Source organism: Nocardia sp. NPDC003482 (assembly GCF_053588115.1).
The window spans coordinates 22,439-44,505 of the sequence record NZ_JBSFPI010000009.1 but is presented as its reverse complement, the minus strand read 5'-3'; the positions used below and the strand labels follow the sequence as shown (position 1 = coordinate 44,505).

The following is a 22,067-nucleotide window of genomic DNA, read 5'->3' as shown; positions in this document are numbered from 1 at the left end:
TCACTGACCGCGCACGATGCGCCGCAGCTTGGTCACCCGCGGACCCACCTCGCGCTCGTACCCGTGGTCGGTGGGGCGGTAGTAGTCGGTGCCGACCAGATCGTCCGGCGGGTACTGCTGGGTCAGCACGCCGTCGGGGTGATCGTGCGGGTACTGGTACCCCTGCGCGTTGCCGAGCCGGGCCGCGCCCCCGTAGTGCCCGTCGCGCAGATGCGGCGGCACCGCGCCGGCCTTGCCCTTGCCGATATCGGCCAGGGCCGCGCCGATGGCGGCCGCGACCGCACCGGACTTCGGCGCGGTGGCGACGTGGATGGTGGCGTGGGTGAGCGCTAGCTGCGCCTCGGGCATGCCGACCAGCTGTACCACCTGGGCGGCGGCGACCGCGGTCTGCAGGGCCGTGGGGTCGGCCATGCCGACGTCCTCGCTGGCCTGAATCATCAAGCGGCGGGCGATGAATCGCGGATCCTCGCCCGCGCTGATCATCCGCGCCAGGTAGTGCAGCGCCGCGTCGACGTCCGAGCCGCGCAGCGATTTGATGAACGCGCTGATCACGTCGTAGTGCTGATCGCCCGCGCGGTCGTAGCGCACCGCGGCCTTGTCGACGCTGGCCTCGACCAGATCGACGTCGACCGTCCCGTCGAGCGAGGATTCGGCCGACGCCTCCAGCGCGGTCAGCGCCCGGCGCGCGTCGCCGCCCGCGATGCGCACGATGTGGTCCAGGGCCGCGTCGCTGACGGTGTACTCCCCCGCCAGCCCGCGCGGATCCTCGATCGCGCGCCGCAGCACGGCTCGAATATCGTTGTCGGACAACGACTTCAGTTGCAGCACCAGCGACCGCGACAGCAACGGCGACACCACCGAGAACGACGGGTTCTCCGTGGTCGCGCCGACCAGCAGCACCACCCGGTTCTCCACCGCGGCCAGCAGCGCGTCCTGTTGCGTCTTGGAGAACCGGTGCACCTCGTCGATGAACAGCACGGTCTGCTCCCCCGCCAGCAGCCGCCGCCGCGCGATATCGATGACCGCGCGCACCTCCTTCACCCCGGCCGACAGCGCCGACAGCGCCTCGAACCGGCGGCCGGTGGCCTGCGAGATGAGCGAAGCGAGCGTGGTCTTGCCCGTCCCGGGCGGCCCGTACAGCAGGACCGACGCCGCGCCCGATCCCTCGACCAGCCGCCGCAGCGGCGATCCCGCGCCCAGCAGATGCCGCTGGCCGACCACCTCGTCCAGGCTCGCGGGCCGCATCCGCACGGCCAGCGGCACGTGATCACCCGCGCCGCGGAACTCCACCGTGCCCCCGCCGGTCGCGGGCTCCGCCGTCGGGGCCTCGAACAACCCTTCGCTCACGAGTTCGACGGTACCGTCCCGGTCCGACAGGTCCGCGCTGGTGCGGCCTGGAAGAATGTTTCCGTATGGATCGAACGTTCGAGGATCTGGTCGCGGAGGCCGCGGCCGCGCCGATGAGTGGCTGGGACTTCTCCTGGCTCGACGGCCGGGCCACCGAACAGCGGCCGTCGTGGGGGTATCAGCGGTTGATGAGCGCGCGGCTCGCGACGGTGACCGCGGCCCTGGACCTCGAGACCGGCGGCGGCGAGGTGCTCGCCGAGGCCGAGGCGTTCCCGCCGACCATGGCCGCCACCGAGTCCTGGCCGCCGAATCTCGCGTCGGCCACCGCGCTGCTGCATCCGCGCGGCGTGGTGGTGGTCGCGCAGGCCGAGGGCGCGCCGCTGCCGTTCGCCGACGCGGCCTTCGACCTGGTGACGAGTCGCCATCCCGCGACCATCCGCTGGGACGAGATCGCGCGCGTGCTGCGGCCGGGCGGGACCTATCTGGCCCAACATGTCGGTCCCGCAAGCGTTTTCGAGCTGGTCGAATACTTCCTGGGACCGCAACCGGAGGCCCGGCGCGCGAGAGATGCCGAGGTCGAGGCCGCCGACGCGCGGGCGGCCGGACTCGATATCGTCGATCTCCGCAGCGAGCGCCTGCGCGTCGAATTCGACGATATCGGCGCGATCGTCTACTTCCTGCGGAAGGTGATCTGGCTGGTGCCGGGCTTCACCGTCGAGGCGTACCGGGATCGGTTGCGCGCACTGCACGAGCGGATCGTGCGCGAAGGACCGTTCGTCGCCCATGCCGCCCGCACTCTCGTCGAGGCGCGGAAACCCTGAGCGGCACCGGACATTCCGGGCGGCTACTCCTCCCAGTACTCCTCGAGCGTGGCCGACACGTGTTCGGCGAAATCGCCGAGCGGATCGTCGCCGAAGCAGCGGGCGTCCTCGGCGAGGGCGGCCCAGCGGTTGATCAGCGCGGCCGAGCGCGGAACCGACAGGCCGTGTTCGCGGGCGGCGGCGATGCGGGTGTAGTCGACCGGGAGGAACCAGTAGGTCGACAGCCACACCCAGATGAGCCGGGCCTCGAGGATGCGTTCGGCCAACAGGTCGTCGTCGGCGAGCGCGGGCCACACGCCCACGACCTCCGAGCGCCACGCCTCGACCATTTGCCGGGCGCGCTCGCGCGAGAGTTCGACATCGCACAGGCAGCCCGGGAACGACACCAGCGCGTAGGCGATGTCGAGGGTCGCGTCGCGGAAGCCGCCCCACTCGTAGTCGAGGAACCGCGCGCCCTCCTCGTTGAGGATCACATTGTCCGGGCACAGGTCCGAGGGACTGAACGCGCGGAAGCGGCCCGCCGAGAACAGCCGGTTGCCGCGGACGATGCGTTCGGCGATCTCGCCGGGCACCTCGATGCCCAACTCGCGCAACAACAGTCCGGGCACCTCGTTGATCGCGGCCTCGGCCTGCTGGCCGATGCCGTCGATGCGATGCGACACGTCGACCCGGCGCAGCAGCGCCACGAAGTCGGCCTCGCGTCCGACCGTCGCCGCGTGCATGCGGCCCAGCGCCTGCGCAAACGCCATCAGCGCGTTGCGCGTGGCGGTCTCGCCGCCGGTCTGCAGCACGCTGGTGAGCGACATGTTCTCACCGAGGTCGCTGAGGATCAGGAGACGATCGGGGAGGCTGTGCGCGAGCAGGTACGCGCCGGGGCGGTGGCGGCTCGACAGCGCGGTGGTGAACTGATAGGACACCGCCTCCCGGAGGAAGGCCGAGTCGATACTGGCCACTCCGGGCGCCATGCCACCGATGCGTCGATCGCGCGCGGCGCCACGAACCTGCTTGACGATCAGGGTTCGCGGGAGCGAGAAGGCGTTCTCCGCCACGCGCACGCGTAGGACCGTCGTCCTGCCACTGCCACTGAGTTCGACGGGGTCGCTCAGCTTTACCGCAGCGCCCATTCGCTTGGTGAGCAACTGTTGTGCCGCGGACACGACTTCGGCGGCGCGTTCGGCCAATAGTGCGGTCATCGGATCCCAAGTTACTCGCTTCGGGTCACTTTCAGCGAGCGGTTGCGCAACCTTTCGCGCGTCGCTCGGCGTGTCTTTGTGAAGGGCTCGCTACCGCACGTGATGTTGAACGGGTATCACGAACGAGTCCGGCCGCGGACACCGGGGACCGGCTGCTTGACACTCGTGGGCCGGTCCGGTTGTCTCATCCTCAACTGCTCTGCGCCACACCGCAACCCAGGCGATTCGAAAGGTCCCCACCATGACCGACACGCCGCACCCCGGCTCCGGCGACACGCCCGCGCGAGGCGGTGCGTCGGGACGGCACCAAATGCCGGGCGCGGCGGGGTATCCGCAGTTCGAGGGTCCAGGTCAGGCGCAGTACGGCAGGGAGCCGATCGAGCCGCCGCCCCCGGTGTCGGGCGGTGTGCCGCTACCGCCGCCGAGTGGGGCGGTGCCGCCGCCGGTTTCGGGCACGCAGCCGATTCCCACCCAGCAGCAGCCCGGATACGGTCCGTCGGACAGGGGTTATGGCCAACCGGGGTATCCGCCGGGCCCCGATCAGGGTTATGGGGAACCGAGCTACGGTCCGCCGGGCTCGTATCCGCCGCCCGGGGACGCGCCGCCCGGATACGGCACACCCGGCCCCGGCTACGTCGCGGGTCCACCGCCCCCCACCCTGAGCATCGGCAGCGCGCTGGGGTACGGCTGGAACCACTTCCGCGCCAATCCGATTCCGTGGGTGGCCATCACACTGGTCGGTTTCATCGCCTATCTGGCGGTGACGCTGGTGATCAATATCGGCGACATCGAATCGCTCGCGCCGCTGTTGTTGATCTTCCTCGTGGTGTCGGTGGTGGTGTGGCTGTTGCAGGCGGCCATGGTTCGCGGGGCGCTCTACGAAACCGACGGCACGCCACCGGATTTCCAGTCCTTCTTCGGCTTCGTCAACGCGGGCAATGTGCTGCTGACGGCGCTGGTCGTCTTCGTGGCCGCGTGGGTGGCCGCGCTGTGCCTGGTCTTTCCGGCGCTGATCGTCGGGTACCTGTGCATGTTCGCGCTGCACTTCGTGATCGATCAGGATCAGGGTCCGTTCACGGCGATCAAATCGAGTGTGAATCTGGTCATCGCCAATCTCGCGCCGACCCTGCTGCTGGCGCTGGCCGTGGTGGTGCTGACCGTCGTGGCCACGCTGCTGTGCGGAATCGGGCTGCTGATCGTGGCCCCCGTGACGATCATGGCGGTCACCTACACCTACCGATTCCTCACCGGCGGCGTACTCGTCTGAGCCTCAGAGCATTCCGGCGCACCAGCGTTTGAACCGGTGCACCGGGCCGCCCTCGCGGCCGTGCCCCGGCCGCAGTTGCAGCACGATCACCCCCGCCACCACGATGCCCACCATGTTCACGCCGAGCTGGCCGATCGACTCGAGGGCCCGATGCCATTCGCCGAGCGTGGCGGCGACCGCCGCGTAGCCCGCCGCGGGAATCGTGGTCACCGAGATGAACACCCCGACCAGCGCCGAGGATTTCGACGTGACCAGCGACAGCATGCCCGCCGCGCCCGCGAGCAGCGCGACCACGAGCGAGAACGGCCCCACCTCGTAGATGAAGTCGACATTGTGGCTCTCGTTGATGCCGTCGACGGTGATCCAGCCCGCGTGCTCGAAGATCAGCGAGGCCAGCGTCGCGATCCCCATCGCCACCGGGAAACCCACCAGCAGCGCCAGCGCCGACCGCCGGGCGAGCCGAAAGTCCCTGCGCACCAACGACACCGCGATGGCCGCCAGCGGACCGAACTCCGGCCCGACCACCATCGCGCCGACCACCGTCACCGGCGAGTCGGTCGCCACACCCACCACCGCGAGAAGGCAGGCGATGGTGATGAACGCGAGGAACACCAGATTCAGCGAGGACTCCTCGTGGGTCTGGGCGAGCAGTTCCTCCCACACCACCGCGTCGGCGGGGTCACCGGGCGCGGCCTCCTCGGCCCGATCGGCGGCCTCGGACAACGAGGTCTCGACCGGGTCGAGCAGGATGCCGCCCGTGCTCGGGATGCCGAGGTCCGACAGCGCCGCGAGCACATCGTTGGCGCACTCGCGGGCGATATCGGCCTCGATGAGATCCCCGGCCGGTTCGACCGCCGCGCCGCGGTGCAGCGTGATCAGCGTGGCGCCCGGCTCGGTGCGCAGGACGGCCAGCGCGGCGTCGGTCGCCTCCGGCGGGCAGATCACCCGAACGTGCAGCACCGGAAACCCTTGCGGCTACTTGGTTTTCGCGGTGACCGGGATGCCGTTCTCGTCGAGCACCACGTCCAGCCCGGCCTCCTTGCGCTGCTGCGGGGTGATCGGGGTGGGCGCGTCGGTCAACGGGTCGACGCCGCCGCCGGACTTCGGGAAGGCGATGACCTCACGGATCGAGTCGACCCCGGCGAGCAGCGCGACGATGCGGTCCCAGCCGAAGGCGATGCCGCCCATGGGCGGAGCGCCGTAGGAGAACGCCTCGAGCAGGAAGCCGAACTTCTCCCGCGCCTCCTCGGCCCCGATGCCCATCACCTGGAAGACCCGTTCCTGCACGTCGCGGCGATGGATACGGATCGAGCCGCCGCCGATCTCGTTGCCATTGCAGACGATGTCGTAGGCGTAGGCCAGCGCCGACCCGGGATCGGTGTCGAAGGTGTCGAGCGACTCCGGCCGCGGCGAGGTGAACGCGTGGTGCACCGCGGTCCAGGCCGAATGTCCCAGCGCCACATCGCCGCTCGCGGTCGCCTCGTCGGCGGGCTCGAACATGGGCGCGTCCACGATCCACACGAACGACCACGCGTCCTCGTCGATCAGGCCGCAGCGCCGGGCGATCTCGCCGCGCGCCGCGCCCAGCAGCGCGCGCTGCGCCTTGGCCGGACCCGCCGCGAAGAAGACGCAGTCACCGGGTTCCGCCCCGACGTGCTTGGCCAGGCCCTCGCGTTCGGCGTCGCTGAGGTTCTTGGCGACCGGACCGCCGAGCGTGCCGTCCTCCTGCACCAGCACGTAGGCCAGACCCTTCGCGCCGCGCTGCTTGGCCCACTCCTGCCAGGCGTCGAGCTGCCGCCGCGGCTGGCTCGCGCCGCCGGGCATGACGACCGCGCCGACGTAGGGCGCCTGGAACACCCGGAACGGCGTGTCGGCGAAATACTCGGTGCACTCGGTGATCTCGATGCCGAAGCGCAGGTCCGGTTTGTCGGAACCGTAGCGGCGCATGGCCTCCGCGTAGGTCATGTGCGGGATCGGCGTCGGAATGTCGTGGCCCACCAGCTTCCACAGCGCCACCAGGATGTCCTCGGCCAGCAGGATGACGTCCTCCTGCTCGACGAAGCTCATCTCGATGTCGAGCTGGGTGAACTCGGGCTGCCGGTCGGCGCGGAAGTCCTCGTCGCGGTAGCAGCGCGCGATCTGGTAGTAGCGCTCGATGCCGCCGACCATGAGCAGCTGCTTGAACAGCTGGGGCGACTGCGGCAGCGCGTAGAACTTGCCCGGCTGCAACCGCGCCGGCACCAGGAAGTCGCGCGCGCCCTCCGGGGTGGACCGGGTCATGGTCGGGGTCTCGACCTCGACGAAGGCGTGCCGGTCGAGCACCTCGCGCGCGGCGGCGTTGACCTTCGAGCGCAGCCGGATGGCGTGGCCGGGAGTCTCGCGGCGCAGGTCGAGGTACCGGTACTTCAGCCGCGCCTCCTCACCGGGTTCGTCGTCGAGCTGGAACGGCAGCGGCGCGGCCTCGTTGAGCACCTCGAGCTCGCTGACGTTCACCTCGATCGAACCGGTCGGCAGGTTCGGGTTCTCGCTGCCCTCGGGCCGGGCCTCGACCACGCCGGTGACCCGCACGCAGAACTCGTTGCGCAGCCGATGCGCCTGTTCGGCGGGATCGCCCTCGCGAAACACGGCCTGCGCCACCCCCGACGCGTCGCGCAGATCGATGAAGATCACCCCACCGTGGTCTCGCCGCCGGGCCACCCATCCGGTGAGGGTGACGGTCAGACCGGCGTGCTCGCTTCGCAGCGAACCTGCCAAGTGGGTGCGCAGCACGGGATTCCTTTCGACGACTCGGGGCACGGCCAGGGTGGCCTGGCGCGGTCCCATCCTAGTTAGACACGGTTCGCGACGGGAAACCGATATCCGCGCGGCCGTGTCAAGCTTGTCTCGGGCCGCGCGCCCCAGCCGGATCGCGGGACGTCGAGCACGCCCCCGCACGCACATGAGAGAGCGAACGATGACCTTCAACGAGGGTATGGAAATCGATCCCGACCGGGCCTCCTCGGGCGGTATGGGACCCAAGCTCGCGCTCGGTGGCGGCGGCGGTCTGATCGTGCTCGTGTTGGCGCTGCTGTTCGGCGTGAACCCGGGCAATGTGCTCGACAACGTCACCGGCGGCGGCGGTCAGCAGACCGGTGGCGTGGACACCTCGATGTGCAAGACGGGCGCCGACGCCAACAAGTACGTGCAGTGCCGCGTCGTCGCGACCGCCCAGAGCCTCGACGGGGTCTGGGGCGCACAGCTTCCCAAGCAGACCAGCAAGCAGTACAGCAAGCCCAAGCTGGTGTTGTTCACCGGTTCGGTCGGCACCGGCTGCGGCAACGCGACCAGCGCGGTGGGCCCGTTCTACTGCCCCGCCGACCGCAGCGCCTACTTCGACACCGGCTTCTTCCAGGAACTGGTCGACAAATTCGGCGCGAGCGGCGGCCCGCTGGCCCAGGAGTACGTGGTGGCGCACGAGTTCGGCCATCACATCCAGAATCTGCTCGGCGATTCCGGTCGCGCGCAACGGGATCCGAAGGGACCCGATTCCGGGTCGGTGCGGCTGGAGTTGCAGGCCGACTGCTACGCCGGGGTGTGGGCCTACTACGCCGACAAACAGCCCATGTCGGCGAGCAACAACCAGCCCTATCTGAAGACGTTGAGCGACAAGGACGTTCAGGACGCCCTGTCGGCCGCGGCCGCGGTCGGCGACGATCGCATCCAGAAGGCGTCGACCGGCCGGGTCAATCCCGAGGGCTGGACGCACGGGTCGTCGGACGAGCGGCAGAAGTGGTTCCTGTCCGGCTATCGCACCGGTCAGGTCCGCGCCTGCGACACGTTCAACGCCGCGGACCTGACCAATCCCCCGGCATTGCGCTGAGATCGGATTCGGGCCATCCGCCGGGTGGCGGGGTGACGAATACCGGAGGACGCGGGCCGAGTAGGGTTCGTGCGCTTCGCGATTCACGACGAACCGTCCGATCAGGAGGAACCATGCGGTCGCTCGGCAGGACTCTCGGACTCGCGTTCGCCCGCACGGCGGCCGGTGCGCTGCTGGTGGCGGCCACCGCCCTCGGCGGTCCGGCCATCGGAGGCGTCGCATGGGCGCACGCGCCGCGGCAGCCGGTGCCCGCGCCCGGGACGGTTCCGGTGGCCGCCGCGCCGATCTCGGTGGTGCTCACCACGATTCCCACCGGCTGGGACGCCCGGACCGATCTGCAACCGATCCTGGAGGTGCGGGGTGACGGCCGGGCGGTCCGGAGTCCGGACGCCGCGAGCGCCGACCGGGCGCCCGGCGCCGCGCCGCAGCGGACGAACGGGCGGGTGCCGGTGGAGGTCCTCACCGACGCGGCGGCCGAGGCGCACACCCTGGCCACCGCGGACATGGGGATGCCGCAGAACGGGGATTCGGGCAGTACGCTACTCGACTTCCTCGGCGACACACCGGATCAGGATGTGCATCTGGTGGTGTACTCACCGGCGACCGATACGGGTCTGAGCGACGAGCAGAAGGCGAACCGCAAGCGGTTCGCCGACCTGTGCTCCAGGTTGCTCGACTCCTTCGTCGCCGATCAGTGAGGTAGCGGGTTACCGGCCGATCGGTGAGGGCGACCTCCTGGTGGGCGTCAGCCGACGGTCCACGTCTCCTTGCCGGTGAGCAAGTCCTGCAAGGTGTTCGGGCCCACGGGTTTACGGTCGCGGGCGGCGGTGGTCTGGGTGCGGACGCCGTCGTCGTAGGTCGGGCGGGCGACGCTGCGGAAGACGCCGATCGGGACGTGCGAGAGGTCCTGGGCGGAGAGCCGGGACAGCGCGAACGCGTATTCCGGATCCTCGCTGTGCGCGTCGTGGACGACGATCTCCGATTCGGCGACGGTGTCGGCCCCGACTACCCGCAGGCCGAATCCGCTTCGCACGACCGCGAATTCGCCGTCCGCGCCGAACCGAATCGGCTCGCCGTGCCGGAGCCGGATCAGATGCGATTCGGCGTTCTCCTTGCGCAGGTCGTCGAAGGAGCCGTCGTTGAAGATCGGGCAGTCCTGGAGGATCTCGACGAAGGAGGCGCCGCGATGTTCGGCGGCGGCGCGCAGCACCTCGGTCAGCCCGGCGCGGTCGGAGTCCAGGGCGCGCGCGGCGAAGCTCGCCTCCGCGCCCAGCGCCACCGACAACGTGTTGAACGGGTGGTCCACCGAACCCATCGGCGTCGACTTGGTGACCTTGCCGGTCTCCGACGTCGGCGAGTACTGGCCCTTGGTGAGGCCGTAGATCCGGTTGTTGAACAACAGGATCGTCATGTTCACATTGCGGCGCAGCGCGTGGATCAGGTGATTGCCGCCGATGGAGAGCGCGTCGCCGTCGCCGGTGACCACCCACACCGACAGATCCGGGCGGGTCACGGCCAGCCCGGTCGCGATGGCGGGCGCGCGGCCGTGGATGGAGTGAATGCCGTAGGCGTCGAGGTAGTACGGGAACCGGCTCGAGCAGCCGATGCCCGAGACGAACATCAGGTTCTCCCGGCGCAATCCGAGCTCGGCCAGGAATCCGCGCACGGTCGCGAGGATGACGTAGTCGCCGCAGCCGGGGCACCAGCGCACCTCCTGATCGGAGGTGTAGTCCTTGGCCTTCTGCGGTCCGGCCGCGCCCGGCACCCCGGCCAGTCCGGTCAGGCCGAGATCGGTTCCGACGAGCGATGTCTCGACGATCGTCATCACTTGCCCCCTGTCGTGCGATACGTGGCCCGTGCCCGCGCGGCGAAGGCCTTGTCGTGTTCCAGCTCGGCGATCGAGCCGTCGAGGGCGGCATCGATGACGCCGACGAGTTCCTGCGCGGAGAAGGCGGTGCCCGCGATCTTGGTCCACGGCCGCACGTCGGCCAGGTAGCGGGCGCGCAGCAGCATGGCGAGCTGGCCGCCGTTCATCTCCGGGGCGACGATCGTGCGGTAGCGGCGCAGCACGTCACCGAGGTTGGGCGGCAATGGATTCAGATGCCGTAGATGCGCCTGGGCCACCGACACCCCGCGCCGACGCGCCCGGCGGCACGCCTCGCCGATCGGGCCGTAGGAGCTGCCCCAGCCGATCAGCAGCAGTTCGGCCCGGCCGTCGGGATCGTCGACCTCGAGTTCGGGCACGGCGATGCCGTCGATCTTGGCCTGCCGCAGGCGAACCATGAGTTCGTGGTTGGCGGGATCGTAGGAGATGTTGCCGCTGCCGTCGGCCTTCTCCAGGCCGCCGATGCGGTGCGCGAGCCCCTTGGTGCCGGGGACGGCCAGCGGGCGGGCCAGCGTCTCGGGATCGCGCGCGTACGGCTCGAACGAATCCCCTTCGGCCGCTTCGGGTTCGAAGGCCGGATCGATCGGCTCGAGCTCCGCGACATTCGGAATCGCCCAGGGCTCCGAACCGTTCGCGATCGCGCCGTCGGACAGCAGCAGCACCGGGGTGCGGTAGGTCAGCGCGATGCGCGCGGCCTCGACCGCCGTGGCGAAGCAGTCCGCCGGGGAGCGCGGCGCGAGCACCGCCACCGGCGACTCGCCGTTGCGGCCGTAGAGGGCTTGCAGCAGATCGGCCTGTTCGGTCTTGGTGGGCAGGCCCGTGGACGGGCCGCCGCGCTGCACGTCGATGATCAGCAGCGGCAGTTCGGTCATCACCGCGAGGCCGATGGTCTCGCTCTTGAGCGCCAGCCCCGGGCCCGAGGTGCTGGTGACGCCGAGCGCGCCGCCGATCGAAGCGCCCAGGGCCGCACCGATTCCCGCGATCTCGTCCTCGGCCTGGAAGGTGGTGACGCCGAAGTTCTTGTGCTTGCTCAGCTCGTGCAGGATGTCCGAGGCGGGGGTGATCGGATAGGTCCCGAGGAACACCGGCAGCCCGGACAGCTGCCCGGCCGCGACGATGCCGTAGGCGAGCGCGGTGTTGCCGGTGATCTGCCGGTAGGTGCCGGGGGCGAGGGTCGCGGGCGCGACCTCGTAGGTGGTGGCGAACGCCTCGGTGGTCTCGCCGTAGTTCCAGCCCGCCCGGAACGCGAGGATGTTGGCCTCGGCGATATCGGGTTTCGCGGCGAACTTCTCCCGCATGAACTGCTCGGTGCCGCCGATCGGCCGCCCGTACATCCACGACAGCAGGCCGAGGGCGAACATGTTCTTCGCCCGCTGCGCGTCCTTCTTGCCGACGCCGGTGACCTCGGTGGCGGCGAGGGTCAGCGAGGTCATCGGCACGCGGTGCACCACGAAACCGGTCAGCGTGTCGTCGGTGAGCGGGTCGCCGGTGTAGCCGACCTTGGCGAGGTTGCGCTTGGTGAACTCGTCTGTGTTGACGATGACCGTCGCGCCGCGCGCCAGATCCTCCAGATTCGCCTTCAGCGCAGCGGGATTCATGGCGACGAGCACGTCGGGCTGATCGCCCGCGGTGAGGATGTCGTAGTCGGCGATCTGGATCTGGAAGGACGAGACGCCCGGTAGCGTGCCCTGCGGCGCCCGGATCTCGGCCGGGAAGTTGGGCATCGTGGCGAGGTCGTTGCCGAAGGCCGCCGCCTCGTGGGTGAAGCGGTCGCCCGTCAGCTGCATCCCGTCGCCGGAGTCCCCGGCGAAGCGGATGACGACGCGCTCCAATTTCTCTGTACCGGCACCGTCACGGTGGGCAAGGTCAACCATGCGCCTGCATCACTTCCTCTGGGTATGAGGTACCACAAGCCAAATTACTCCCCGCATCCCCTGGGCACACCCGAGAACCGTTGGGTACGACACGATTCGATCGTTCGAATGGCACGAATCGAACCGCGTGGGGCGTCAGGCGAACAGAGCGAGCTGCGGGTCCGGCCGGGGCGCCGAGTCCGCGAGGTGCGGCGGTCCGGGATCGGCCGGAGCCTCGCGACGCAGACCGTGCCGCGCGAGCAGCGGTTCGAGCCGGTCCCGCAACCACGCAGAGTACTCCGGTGTGACGTACGCCCCACGACCGTACAGCTGTCGATAACGCCGCAGCAGCGCCGGGTGCCGCGCGGCCAGCCACTCCAGGAACCAGCCGCGGGTACTCCCCCGCAGATGCATGGGAAACGCGACCGCGCTCGTCGCGCCCGCCGCCGCGATCGCGCCGAACAACTCGTCCAGCGCGGCCGTACCGTCGGTCAGGTACGGGATCACCGGCGCCACGAGCACCGAGACGTCGAAGCCCGCGTCGGTCGCGGCCCGCACCACCTCCAGCCGGGCCCGCGGCGAGGGCGTGCCCGGTTCCAGACTCCGGTGCAACTCGTGGTCGCCGATCGCGATCGAGAACGCCAGGCTGACCGGAACCACCCGCGCGGCCGCGGTGAGCAGCGGCAGATCCCGGCGCAGCAGCGTGCCCTTGGTGAGGATGGAGAAACCGGTGCCCGCATCGGTGAGCGCGCGAATGATGCCCGGCATCAACCGATATCGGCCCTCGGCCCGCTGGTACGGGTCGGTGTTGGTGCCCAGCGCGACCGTCTCGCGCCGCCACGAGCGGCGGTGCAGTTCCTTGCGCAGCACCGCCGCGACATTCGTCTTGACCACGATCTGGCTGTCGAAGTCGCGACCCGCGTCCAGGTCCAGGTACTCGTGGGTGGTGCGGGCGAAGCAGTAGCGGCAGGCGTGGGAGCAGCCGCGCATCGGGTTGATCGTCCATTTGAACGGCAACCCGCTGCCCTCGGGAATCTTGTTCAGCGCGCTCTTGCACAGCACCTCGTGGAACGTGACGCCCTCGAACTCGGGCGTCCGGACGCTGCGCACGAAGCCGGCCCGCTCGAGCCCCGGGAGGGCGCCGTCATCGGCGTCCAGGGTCTGGCCTTGCCATCGCACCCAACCAGTCGAACATGTGTTCTAGATGCTGTCAAGCGATGCTGAGCGCCTCCGGCTCGGGCGATTCGCCCTTGTAGAACGCGATGAGGTCGCGCACGGTCCGCTCGGTCGGGCGCGGCGCGTAGCCCAGTTCGGTGCGCGCCTTGGCCCCGTCGACCTCCGGGGCCGACAGCAGCGCGCCCATCGCGGCGCGCGAGACCTTGTCGCTGCCGAACAGTTTCGCGATCGGTTCGAGCACCGGCATCGCCGCCGACATGACCGGCAGCGGAATCGCGAAGCGGGGACCGCGTTTTCCGTTGACCTCCGCCGCGAGCCGGGTCAGTTCGAGCATCGTCACCATCGCGCCAGGCAGCAGATAGTTCTCCCCCGTGCGGCCGCGCTCCCCGGCGAGGATCAGCCCGGCCGCGACATCGCGCACGTCCACCAGATCGAAGCCGCCGCCGATCATCACCGGCACCCGGCCGCGGGCGGCGTCCCACAGCGAGGCGTTGATGCGCGAGGCGCTGTTGTCGATCGGGCCGTAGACGCCGGTGGGATTGCAGATCACCGCGTCGAGCCCCCGCTCGACGACCTTGCGCAGTTCGAGTTCGCCCTGGTACTTGGACCGGTCGTAGACCGGCAGCGACGGATCGGTCGACCGCGGCCCGTTCTCGTCGATGCGACCGCCGCAGGTGTACTGATCGAACGCGTGAATCGAGCTGGCGTGCACCATCCTTCGCACGCCAACCGCGTGCGCGGCCTCGGCGACCACCCGCACGCCCTCGGTGTTCACCCGCCAGGCCAGATCGTTGCGGTGGGCCAGGGTGATCACCGCGACCAGGTGATACACCACCTCGGCCCCGTCGAGCGCCGAGCGCATCGAATCGGGGTTCAGCACATCGCCGTTGACCCAGCGGACGCGCGGGTCGGTGTCCCCGGACGGCCGGAGCCGATCGATGGCGATCACCTCGTGACCGCGCTCCACCAGCTGGTGGAGCAGATTCGTGCCCAGGAACCCGGCCGCGCCGGTGACTGCCACCTTCATGGGAACGAGAATATAGAACATGTTCTAATTTGCAACAAGTTCCAGTTCGTCCCCCTTCCCGTCCGCACGCTCGAAACTCGTCGGCGTGGTCGGCTATATTGAGGCCCAGTCGCCACCGTTCGGCGGTGGGGGCCACCGTAGTTCGAACGGACCAGGCTGATGATCACGACGATTGGGGGGCAGACGCGATGAGTGATCTTTCCGCGGAGACCGATGCGATCCGGTCGTTCGCCGCGACCCACGAGGGCGTGGCGGCCGATATCGCCGGTGCCGCCGATATGGACACGGTCAAGAACGTGGCGGCGATGACGCCGGTGTTCGGCATGATCGGGGCCGACTATCTGGCGATGTTCGCGGCCGCGCAGGTGCTGCACGCCAAGGACATCAACGATCTGTCCGCCAAGGTCGATCACCTCGGCAGGGCCGCGTTCGGCACGGCCGCCTTCTTCGACGAGACCGACGGCACGTCGGCGGCGGGTATCACCGCGACAGGGGTGTGAGAGTCGTGCGCACAGTAGACGGAACCGACAGCGGCGTCATCGGCGCGGCGCCCTACGCCCCCGCGCCGGAGGCCGCGCACGTCGTCACCGAGGCGGCGGGGCAGAGCGGGCCGATCCTGGATGTGGCGCTGCCGCAACTCCCGGCGGATATGCCGCCGGTCGAGCCGCCCGCGTTCACATTGGCGCGCAAGGAGATCGACGACGACCCCACGGTGCTCGGTGTCCCGCACGCGCCGGGGCTGGGCGGCGGTTCGCCCGATCCCGCGGCGGCGATCCACCCGGCCGCGCTCGCCGATCCCTCCTCGCCGCTGCTCGGGGCCGCGCACACCGCGCTGAACGACGCTCAGGGCGTGTTGAATTCGAGCCACACCGCGGCGCAGGGCGTACTGGATTCGGCGCAAACGGCTTTGGGCCACGCGGGCGGCGGCGGGATGGCCGCGGCCGTGCAGCAGGCCGGGACCCCGGCCGCGGCGGCAGCGGCCGCCGCGCCCACGGTGGCCCCGATGCCGTCGGATCCCATCGGCGCGTTGATGAACGGCGCCGCGCTGCCCGCCCTGCCCGGGGTCGACGCGCTGTTCAAACCGTTCCTGGACCTGCTGTCCAGCTTCGGCACCGGCGTGCTCGGGGCGCTCAATCCGGCCGCCCTGCTCAGCCAGTCGTCGCAGATCATCCAGACCGCGATGCAGGTCGGCATGGGCGCGGTGAAATCGGTCGAGCAGGTCTGGGAGGGGCAGGCCGCGCGCGGCGCCCAGACCGCCGCGGCCCAGACCCAGGCGCACGGCGAGGACGCCAGCCAGCGCGGCTTCGATATCTCCAAGCTCACCGAGGAGGCGGCCGCGGTCGTGCAGCGCGGCAATGTGCAGCTGACCGCCGTGGCCAATATGTTCGCGGCGGAGGCCACCGCGCTGGCCCCGGTCATCTTCACCCCGCCCGCCCAGGCCACGCTGATCGCCAGCGCCACCGAACATCTCGGCACGGCCGTCGGCATCGTGAACGCGACCCGCGCCGAATTGGCCGGGTACACCGGGCAGTTGTCGGGCGTGGTCCAGCAGTTGCTCGGAACCTCGGCGCCCGACGCGGCCCAGGTCGCGCAGTCGGTGGCGCAGAACGTCGGCGAGCCGATCATGGAGCAGGCCCAGCAGTTGCTGTCCGGTGACGGCATCGGCACCCAGGCCGCGGGTCTGGGCGGCACCGACCTCACGGGCTCCGGCCCGGGCGCGTCGACGCACGCGGCGTCCTTCGGCGGCAACGGCGCCCACCCCGGCTCGTTCGGCGGATCCGGCGGCGGCGCAGGCGGATTCGGCGGCGGCCTGTTCGGTGGTCACGGCGGCGGCAGCGGTTCCGGCGGCGCGTCGGCCGCCAAGCCCGGTGCGGGCGCGGCCCTGCCCGGCGGTCGCGGCGTGGCGGGCATCCCCGGCATGCCCTTCGGCCCCGGTATGCCCGGCACCCCCGGTCAGGGCGCGGCGGGCTCCGGCTTCCTCGGCGCACCCGGCGGCGTCGCGGGCCAGCGCCGCGACGACGACGAGCACGGCCGCAACGTCCAGCCCTACCAAAGCCCCACGGGCAACACCGATCTCACCGGCGGCCTCGGCGAATCCGCCCCGGAAGTCATCGGCCAAACCCACTCCGACGAGATCATCAACGATTACGAGATGGACCAGCTCTGACCCATCGCACCCTTCACCCGGAGACGGCCCAGCGCTGAATCTCGGTGCGCCACAACGCATCACGAGACGGACCAGCACCGAAACCGCGCACACCACACCGCATCACCAGGCGGGTCGAGATCGGATCATCGCACACCGACGAAAGCCGGTGCCCGCCGGACGATGAGGGTCGCGGTGAGGCCGCAGGCCGCGGCGAGGCCCACCAGGCTCGGCACCGCATCGTGGTCGAGGGTGACTCCGCCCGCCCAGGCGCCCGCCGCGATGCCGATCTGGAACGCGACGATGTAGACGGCGGAGGCGAGGTCCTGGTGGTCCCCCGCGTGTCGTAAGACCGCGGCCTGCAACACGACTCCCATGCCGCCCGCGGGGACGGCCCACAGCACGAGGGCGATTGCGGCGGCGAGTGTCGAACTCGGGCCGAGGAACAGGACGACCAGCATGCACGCGGTGAGCCCGGCCGTCACCGTCAGGGCCGTCGCGCGCGGCGCGCTGTCCACGCGCCGACCGATGGCGACCAGGCCGAGCAGGCCCGCCGCCCCGTGCGCCAGCAGCACGCCCGAAGTCGCGGATCCGGTCAGGCGCAGATAGTGGGCGATGAGCACGGTGATGTAGGAGAACGCCACGAAGTGGCCCGTCACGACGACGAGCGTGGCCGCGTTCGCCCCACGCAGCACCGGATCGGCGAGCACCCGCCCGATCCCGGCCCGGCGGCCCGCGAAACCGCCGGGCGCGGGCGGCGTCTCGACCGGCATCGGATCGATCGTCACCCGAATGAGCAACGCCGCCAACGCCGCCGCGACCGCCACCACCGAAACCGTCTGCCGCCAACCGATCGTCGCGCCCAGCCAGGAACTCAGCGGCAGCCCGAACAGGAAGGCGAGCGAATTCCCGGCGAAGATCACCGTCGTGGCGCGGCCCGCCTGCCGGGGATCGAGCAATCGCGCGGCCATCGGGGCGACGATCGACCAGAACACCCCGTGCCCGATCGCCGACACCACCCGCGCGCCGACCGCCACGGCATAGGTGGGCGCGCACGCCAGCACGAGATTCGACACGGTGATCGTCGCGACCGTCACCAAACCCGTTGCGCGGCGGTCGAATCGGGCCGTCAGCGCCACCAGCGGCACCACCGTCACCGCGACCACGATGGCGTATCCGGTGACCAGCAGGCCGATCCGCGATTCCGACACCCCGAACCCGGCGGCCAATCGCGGCAACAGGGCCACCGGCAGATTCTCCGAGGTGACCGAGACGAAGCACGCGGCGGCCAGGGCCGCGAGCGCCACGCCGGTCCGGGACGAGCGGGAATCGACCATTGTGTAACGATACACAGATAGGCTGGGCCCATGTCCAGGCCCCGGTCCGCCCGCGTCACCATGGCCGAGGTCGCCCGCCGCAGCGGCGTCTCCCCCATGACGGTGTCCTACTGCTACAACCAGCCGGACCGGGTCGCCGCCGACACCCGCCGCCGCGTCCTCGAGGTCGCCGCCGAACTGGGCTATCCCGGGCCCGATCCGACCGCGCGCTCGCTGCGCCGCGCGCACACCGGCGCGATCGGGGTGGTGCTCGGCGAACAGCTCGCGTACGCGTTCGAGGATCCGCAGGCCCGGCGCTTCCTGACCGGGGTGGCCGAGGTGTGCCGGGAGCGCGGGGTCGGGCTGAACCTGATCCCGACGACGGGTGCGCCGGACGATGTGACCCGCGTGCGTTCGGCCGCGGTGGACGGTTTCATCGTGTGGACGACCGTGGACGCCGACCCCGTCGTCGACGCGGTGACCCGGCTGGGCAAACCCGTGGCCGTGCACGGCGGCCCGGCGGTGGACGGGGCCCGGACGGTCACCATCGACAATCGCGCCTCCGCCCGGGACTTGGCCGCGCACACCTTCCCGGGCGCACGACGCCCCGCCGTGCTCAGCTTCCCGTTCGATCGCGCGCGCGAGTCGCGCCTGATCATCGGGCCGGACCCGGACGCGGTGGCCTTCCCCGTCACGCGCGACCGGCTGCTGGGCGTCTACGACCACTGCCGGGCGAGCGGCCGGGACGTCCGAAGCATGCCGGTGGCCGTCGCCGCCCGCAACGATCGCGACGAGGCCACGGCCGTCACCGAGGCGCTGCTGGACGCCCACGCGCCGGACGCGGTGATCGCCATGAGCGATCAGCTCGCCTTCGCGGTGCTGGATGCCTGCCGCCGCAAGGGTTTTCGCGTACCCGGCGATATCGCGGTCGCCGGGTGGGACGACGATCCGGAGGCCGAGCGCGCGGGCCTGACCACGGTGGCGCAGTCGCTGTCGGACCAGGGCCGCAGCTGCGCGCTCCTCGCCCTGGGCGAGCGGGCGCCCGACCACGAACACGACTGGTCGGTGACCGTGCGCGCGAGCACGGGACCGCGCGGCTGACCGAGCCCCACGACCGGATGTGTTACGGATTTCACGCGCCCGAAACACGCATCTTTTGCGCCACAACACTATTCGATAACGACTCGAAATCTTCCCCGCGCTAACGATTTTCGCGAAACACCGCCTGGCCACCGCATGTGGTCGGAGATATGTCGGATTGTGCCCTCCGGGTTCGCAACGGTTCATCCCCAGTTCGGTTGCCGCCGCACGGGTCCGGTGTCACCCTGACTACGTGGCTACGCTCGAGCGGCGGAAGCGGGCCGGATACGCCGAGATCACACCGGCTTACCGGCTCCTCGACATCGTGCACGGCACCGCGCTCGCGCGGGCGGAACGGCGGCTGCACCGCGAGTTCTCGATTCTGTTCGACACCAAGACGATTCACCATTTCCTGCACGATTCCTACGCCGAGATCGGCGGGCAGGCGTCGGTGCAGCTGTATCTGCCGCTGCTGGCCGAGCGCTACGCCCGCCAGCGCCTGCACGCGCGGGCCAAGGTGGAGGGCCGGATCGAGCACGCGATTCCAGTGGTGTTGTTCCTGTGCACGTTCAACGCCGGGCGCTCGCAGATGGCCCTGGGCTACTTCGAGCACTACGCGCGCGGCCGGGCGCTGGCCTGGTCGGGCGGTTCGGAGCCGTCCGCCGCGCTGAACAAGGCCGCGGTCGCGGCGATGGCCGAGGTGGGGATCGATATCGCCCACGAGTTCCCGAAGGCGTGGACCGCCGAGATCCTGCGCGCCGCCGATGTCATCATCACCATGGGCTGCGGCGACGTCTGCCCGGTGGTGCCGACCATCCGGCAGGAGGACTGGATCGTCGACGATCCGGCGGGGCTGACGGTCGCCGAGATCCGCCCGATCCGCGACGATATCGACCGGCGGGTGCGCGCCCTGCTGGATAGCCTGCGCATACCCGTCTGAAAGCCTTGCGGCACAGGGACTTTCGCGTCCCTACGATCGTTGCCCCGCGCCCGTGCGCGCGGCCGGGGCCGCGAGCGCCGCCTCGATGGTCTCGTAGACGGCCAGTTGGGTGTTCAACTCCGTCGCCGCCAGGATGCGCCGGGTGATGGCCTGGGTCGACACCAGGCATACGGTCACGCCCTTGCCTCGACTGCGCACGGCCTCGTCGGCCAATACGACGTAGGCGCGATACCCCAGGAAACCGAGGTTGCGGGTGTCGACGACGAGCCTGCCGGGCGAGGCGTCGGCGGCCGCGCGCAACAGCCGCTGCCAGGTCGGCAGGGTGTAGGCGTCGACCTCGCCGTGGGCCCGCAGGATCATCGCCTCGGCGCGGCTCTCCAGGCTCGCGGTCAGGCGCAATCGGGCCGTATCGGATTCGTGGTGGTGGTTCGTGCTCATCGAGCAACCCATCCGTCCGGGGATTCGCGGACTCACCCTGTCAACTGAAGACGAACCCGTCCCTTCCTTGGTATCAAGACAATAGCCCGCCCGCAAACCTCTTTCCCATAACGGACACGCCGTGGTTACTGGAGAAAAATCGGGAGTTTCGCGGCAGCGCCGGTCAGGGCGGCCCGTTCGGCGTCGGTGGGCTCGCGGCGGCCGGTCGCGATCAGCAGGGCGTCGGCATCGGACCATTCGGCGGGCAACGCCGTCCCGGCGATCCGCTCCAGCATGGTCCGGGAGCGGGCGAGGCATTCCTCCGGCGGTCGGGGCGCGTCCGGCAGCTGGGCGATCAGGTCGAGGTGATGCAGGGTCCATTCCAGGACGTAGGCGCGCAGGTAGTCGCCGGTGGTGATCACGTGGCCGCGGGTGCCGACGCACACGGCCGGATCGGCGAGCTCCGCGGCGCGCCCGGCGGCGGAACCGACGTCGTCGAGATGGAACTTCAGCAACCGCGGTTCCTCGTAGGCGGCGGCCAGCCGGACGGTCAGCGCGTCGAGCGGATGCTCACCGTTCGGCTGGGCGTCGGCGGTCTCCCAGTAGGTCACCTCGTCGCGCGTCGGCTCGGCGTCCGCGGGCGTCACGAGCGTGATCAGCACGTCCTGCGCGTCGATGATCAAGTGGCACACCAGATCTCGCACCAACCATCCGGCACATCCCGACGGTCGCCCGAAATCCTCGTCCGAGAGATAGGCGACCGTCGTCCGCAGCGCCGCCCACGAGCGTGAGAAAAGATCCACTGCCGCAAGCTAACACCGGTCGCGCGACCGCGCGGCCTACCCGAGTTCGGCGAGCTGACCGACGGCCGGGCCCATGTCCCGGATCCACTGGGCGGGCGCGCCCGACATCGGGGAGACCATGACCCGATGGATGCCCAGTTTCGCGTAATCGCCCATGGAGCGGACGAATTCGTCGCGGGTGGCGGGGGTGGGGCGGGGGTTGTTGGCCGTGATGGTGAGGCGGATGGTGTCGTAGTCGCGGCCGACGGTGTCGCAGTGGCGGCGCAGCACGTCGAGTTTGTGGGCGACGTCCTCGGGCGAGCTGGCGAACAGGTTGCACGCGTCGCCGTACTGGGCGACCAGGCGCAGGGTCTTCTTCTCGCCACCGCCGCCGATGAGCACCTTCGGGCGGTTGATCGGCTGTGGGCGGCACAGGGTTTCGGCGAGCTGGTAATACTTGCCCTCGAACGGGCCGTCGTTGTCCGGGTCCCACATCTGCGCGCAGACGCGCAGGGCCTCCTCGAGCCGTTCGAAGCGTTCGGCCAGCGGCGGGAACGGCACGCCGAGCCCGCGGTGCTCGCGCTCGAACCAGGCCGCGCCGATGCCGAGCGTGGCCCGCCCGCCGGACAGCACGTCCAGGGTGGTGACGATCTTGGCGAGCAGGCCCGGGTGCCGGTAGGTCACGCCGGTGACGAGCAGGCCGAGGTCGACGGTGCGGGTGTGGGCCGCGAGGTAGCCCAGGGTGGTGTAGCCCTCGAGCATGTTCGACTCGGCGGGCAGCCCGGTGGGCTCGATCTGGAAGAAGTGGTCCATGAACGACAACCAGCTCGCGCCCACCTCTTCGGCGGCCTCGCCCACCCGGGCGAGTTCGCCCGCGATGGCCGCGGTGCCGCCGTCGATGTCGAAGACGGGGAGATGAAGTCCGAATTCCATACCGGGAACGCTAGACGCTGGAGCG

General features: G+C 70.3%; 20 protein-coding genes. 8 read left to right on the top strand and 12 right to left on the bottom strand.

What is annotated here, in order from left to right; translation table 11 throughout:
- Complete coding sequence (locus tag ACWDSJ_RS15720; RefSeq protein WP_450032571.1) at positions 1-1,347, bottom strand: replication-associated recombination protein A; 1,347 nt, start codon at positions 1,345-1,347, stop codon at positions 1-3.
- 65 nt (positions 1,348-1,412) lie between these two features.
- On the opposite strand from ACWDSJ_RS15720, the gene ACWDSJ_RS15715 reads away from it, so the two are divergent.
- A complete protein-coding gene (locus ACWDSJ_RS15715) occupies positions 1,413-2,168 on the top strand; it encodes a class I SAM-dependent methyltransferase (RefSeq protein WP_450032569.1) in 756 nt (251 codons plus the stop codon).
- 23 nt (positions 2,169-2,191) lie between these two features.
- On the opposite strand, the gene ACWDSJ_RS15710 is transcribed toward ACWDSJ_RS15715, so the two are convergent.
- Positions 2,192-3,361 (bottom strand): phosphotransferase family protein, encoded by a 1,170-nt coding sequence (locus tag ACWDSJ_RS15710; RefSeq protein WP_387356907.1) that lies wholly within the window; start codon positions 3,359-3,361, stop codon positions 2,192-2,194.
- Between the two features lie 241 nt (positions 3,362-3,602).
- Between ACWDSJ_RS15710 and ACWDSJ_RS15705 the strand changes: the two genes are divergently transcribed.
- Positions 3,603-4,628, top strand: a complete 1,026-nt coding sequence (locus ACWDSJ_RS15705; protein WP_450032567.1) for a hypothetical protein — start codon at positions 3,603-3,605, stop codon at positions 4,626-4,628.
- 3 nt (positions 4,629-4,631) lie between these two features.
- On the opposite strand, the gene ACWDSJ_RS15700 is transcribed toward ACWDSJ_RS15705, so the two are convergent.
- A complete protein-coding gene (locus ACWDSJ_RS15700) occupies positions 4,632-5,588 on the bottom strand; it encodes a DUF389 domain-containing protein (RefSeq protein ID WP_450032565.1) in 957 nt (318 codons plus the stop codon).
- Positions 5,589-5,603: 15 nt separating this feature from the next.
- Positions 5,604-7,397 (bottom strand): aspartate--tRNA ligase, encoded by a 1,794-nt coding sequence (aspS, locus tag ACWDSJ_RS15695; RefSeq protein WP_450032973.1) that lies wholly within the window; start codon positions 7,395-7,397, stop codon positions 5,604-5,606.
- Between the two features lie 184 nt (positions 7,398-7,581).
- Here aspS and ypfJ point away from each other — a divergent pair, with 184 nt between their 5' ends.
- Positions 7,582-8,487: a KPN_02809 family neutral zinc metallopeptidase gene (ypfJ, locus tag ACWDSJ_RS15690; RefSeq protein WP_387356902.1), complete on the top strand. Its 906-nt coding sequence runs from the start codon at positions 7,582-7,584 to the stop codon at positions 8,485-8,487.
- Between the two features lie 113 nt (positions 8,488-8,600).
- Positions 8,601-9,185, top strand: coding sequence for a hypothetical protein (locus tag ACWDSJ_RS15685; RefSeq protein ID WP_450032563.1), 585 nt, complete (start codon positions 8,601-8,603; stop codon positions 9,183-9,185).
- Between the two features lie 47 nt (positions 9,186-9,232).
- Here ACWDSJ_RS15685 and ACWDSJ_RS15680 read toward each other — a convergent pair whose 3' ends face one another.
- The 4 genes from ACWDSJ_RS15680 to ACWDSJ_RS15665 all read right to left on the bottom strand — a co-directional run bounded on the left by ACWDSJ_RS15680 (position 9,233) and on the right by ACWDSJ_RS15665 (position 14,428).
- Positions 9,233-10,312 carry a 2-oxoacid:ferredoxin oxidoreductase subunit beta gene (locus ACWDSJ_RS15680; protein WP_450032561.1) on the bottom strand — a complete coding sequence of 360 codons (1,080 nt, stop codon included), beginning with the start codon at positions 10,310-10,312 and terminating at the stop codon, positions 9,233-9,235.
- Complete coding sequence (locus ACWDSJ_RS15675) at positions 10,312-12,246, bottom strand: 2-oxoacid:acceptor oxidoreductase subunit alpha (RefSeq protein WP_450032559.1); 1,935 nt, start codon at positions 12,244-12,246, stop codon at positions 10,312-10,314. Before ACWDSJ_RS15675 ends, ACWDSJ_RS15680 begins: the two co-directional genes overlap by 1 nt.
- Positions 12,247-12,381: 135 nt before the next feature.
- Positions 12,382-13,404, bottom strand: a complete 1,023-nt coding sequence (locus ACWDSJ_RS15670; protein WP_450032557.1) for an Rv2578c family radical SAM protein — start codon at positions 13,402-13,404, stop codon at positions 12,382-12,384.
- A 31-nt stretch (positions 13,405-13,435) separates the two neighbouring features.
- Positions 13,436-14,428: an NAD-dependent epimerase/dehydratase family protein gene (locus tag ACWDSJ_RS15665; RefSeq protein ID WP_450032555.1), complete on the bottom strand. Its 993-nt coding sequence runs from the start codon at positions 14,426-14,428 to the stop codon at positions 13,436-13,438.
- Positions 14,429-14,616: 188 nt separating this feature from the next.
- Here ACWDSJ_RS15665 and ACWDSJ_RS15660 point away from each other — a divergent pair, with 188 nt between their 5' ends.
- A complete protein-coding gene (locus ACWDSJ_RS15660) occupies positions 14,617-14,928 on the top strand; it encodes a type VII secretion target (RefSeq protein ID WP_450032553.1) in 312 nt (103 codons plus the stop codon).
- 5 nt (positions 14,929-14,933) lie between these two features.
- Positions 14,934-16,595, top strand: coding sequence for a hypothetical protein (locus tag ACWDSJ_RS15655; protein WP_450032551.1), 1,662 nt, complete (start codon positions 14,934-14,936; stop codon positions 16,593-16,595).
- Positions 16,596-16,720: 125 nt separating this feature from the next.
- On the opposite strand, the gene ACWDSJ_RS15650 is transcribed toward ACWDSJ_RS15655, so the two are convergent.
- Entirely contained in the window at positions 16,721-17,911 is a 1,191-nt protein-coding gene (locus ACWDSJ_RS15650) for an MFS transporter (protein ID WP_450032549.1), read from the bottom strand.
- 30 nt (positions 17,912-17,941) lie between these two features.
- Here ACWDSJ_RS15650 and ACWDSJ_RS15645 point away from each other — a divergent pair, with 30 nt between their 5' ends.
- Both ACWDSJ_RS15645 and ACWDSJ_RS15640 read left to right on the top strand, forming a co-directional pair.
- Positions 17,942-18,991, top strand: coding sequence for a LacI family DNA-binding transcriptional regulator (locus ACWDSJ_RS15645; protein WP_450032547.1), 1,050 nt, complete (start codon positions 17,942-17,944; stop codon positions 18,989-18,991).
- A gap of 274 nt (positions 18,992-19,265) precedes the next feature.
- The gene (locus ACWDSJ_RS15640) at positions 19,266-19,910 is read left to right on the top strand and encodes an arsenate reductase/protein-tyrosine-phosphatase family protein (protein ID WP_450032971.1); all 645 of its coding nucleotides are present in this window, start codon (positions 19,266-19,268) and stop codon (positions 19,908-19,910) included.
- Between the two features lie 30 nt (positions 19,911-19,940).
- Here ACWDSJ_RS15640 and ACWDSJ_RS15635 read toward each other — a convergent pair whose 3' ends face one another.
- The 3 genes from ACWDSJ_RS15635 to ACWDSJ_RS15625 all read right to left on the bottom strand — a co-directional run bounded on the left by ACWDSJ_RS15635 (position 19,941) and on the right by ACWDSJ_RS15625 (position 22,042).
- Positions 19,941-20,348, bottom strand: a complete 408-nt coding sequence (locus ACWDSJ_RS15635) for an anti-sigma factor antagonist (protein ID WP_450032545.1) — start codon at positions 20,346-20,348, stop codon at positions 19,941-19,943.
- A 125-nt stretch (positions 20,349-20,473) separates the two neighbouring features.
- Positions 20,474-21,130 carry a maleylpyruvate isomerase N-terminal domain-containing protein gene (locus ACWDSJ_RS15630; protein ID WP_450032544.1) on the bottom strand — a complete coding sequence of 219 codons (657 nt, stop codon included), beginning with the start codon at positions 21,128-21,130 and terminating at the stop codon, positions 20,474-20,476.
- A gap of 36 nt (positions 21,131-21,166) precedes the next feature.
- Positions 21,167-22,042, bottom strand: coding sequence for an LLM class F420-dependent oxidoreductase (locus ACWDSJ_RS15625; protein ID WP_450032542.1), 876 nt, complete (start codon positions 22,040-22,042; stop codon positions 21,167-21,169).
- Between the last annotated feature and the right edge of the window lie 25 nt (positions 22,043-22,067).

Coding starts and splice junctions, on each gene's coding strand:
- ACWDSJ_RS15715 (WP_450032569.1), top strand. CDS start 1,413: ATGGATCGAACGTTCGAGGATCTGGTCGCGGAGGCCGCGGCCGCGCCG.
- ACWDSJ_RS15710 (WP_387356907.1), bottom strand. CDS start 3,361: ATGACCGCACTATTGGCCGAACGCGCCGCCGAAGTCGTGTCCGCGGCA.
- ACWDSJ_RS15705 (WP_450032567.1), top strand. CDS start 3,603: ATGACCGACACGCCGCACCCCGGCTCCGGCGACACGCCCGCGCGAGGC.
- ypfJ (WP_387356902.1), top strand. CDS start 7,582: ATGACCTTCAACGAGGGTATGGAAATCGATCCCGACCGGGCCTCCTCG.
- ACWDSJ_RS15685 (WP_450032563.1), top strand. CDS start 8,601: ATGCGGTCGCTCGGCAGGACTCTCGGACTCGCGTTCGCCCGCACGGCG.
- ACWDSJ_RS15680 (WP_450032561.1), bottom strand. CDS start 10,312: ATGACGATCGTCGAGACATCGCTCGTCGGAACCGATCTCGGCCTGACC.
- ACWDSJ_RS15675 (WP_450032559.1), bottom strand. CDS start 12,246: ATGGTTGACCTTGCCCACCGTGACGGTGCCGGTACAGAGAAATTGGAG.
- ACWDSJ_RS15665 (WP_450032555.1), bottom strand. CDS start 14,428: ATGAAGGTGGCAGTCACCGGCGCGGCCGGGTTCCTGGGCACGAATCTG.
- ACWDSJ_RS15660 (WP_450032553.1), top strand. CDS start 14,617: ATGAGTGATCTTTCCGCGGAGACCGATGCGATCCGGTCGTTCGCCGCG.
- ACWDSJ_RS15650 (WP_450032549.1), bottom strand. CDS start 17,911: ATGGTCGATTCCCGCTCGTCCCGGACCGGCGTGGCGCTCGCGGCCCTG.
- ACWDSJ_RS15645 (WP_450032547.1), top strand. CDS start 17,942: ATGTCCAGGCCCCGGTCCGCCCGCGTCACCATGGCCGAGGTCGCCCGC.
- ACWDSJ_RS15635 (WP_450032545.1), bottom strand. CDS start 20,348: ATGAGCACGAACCACCACCACGAATCCGATACGGCCCGATTGCGCCTG.
- ACWDSJ_RS15625 (WP_450032542.1), bottom strand. CDS start 22,042: ATGGAATTCGGACTTCATCTCCCCGTCTTCGACATCGACGGCGGCACC.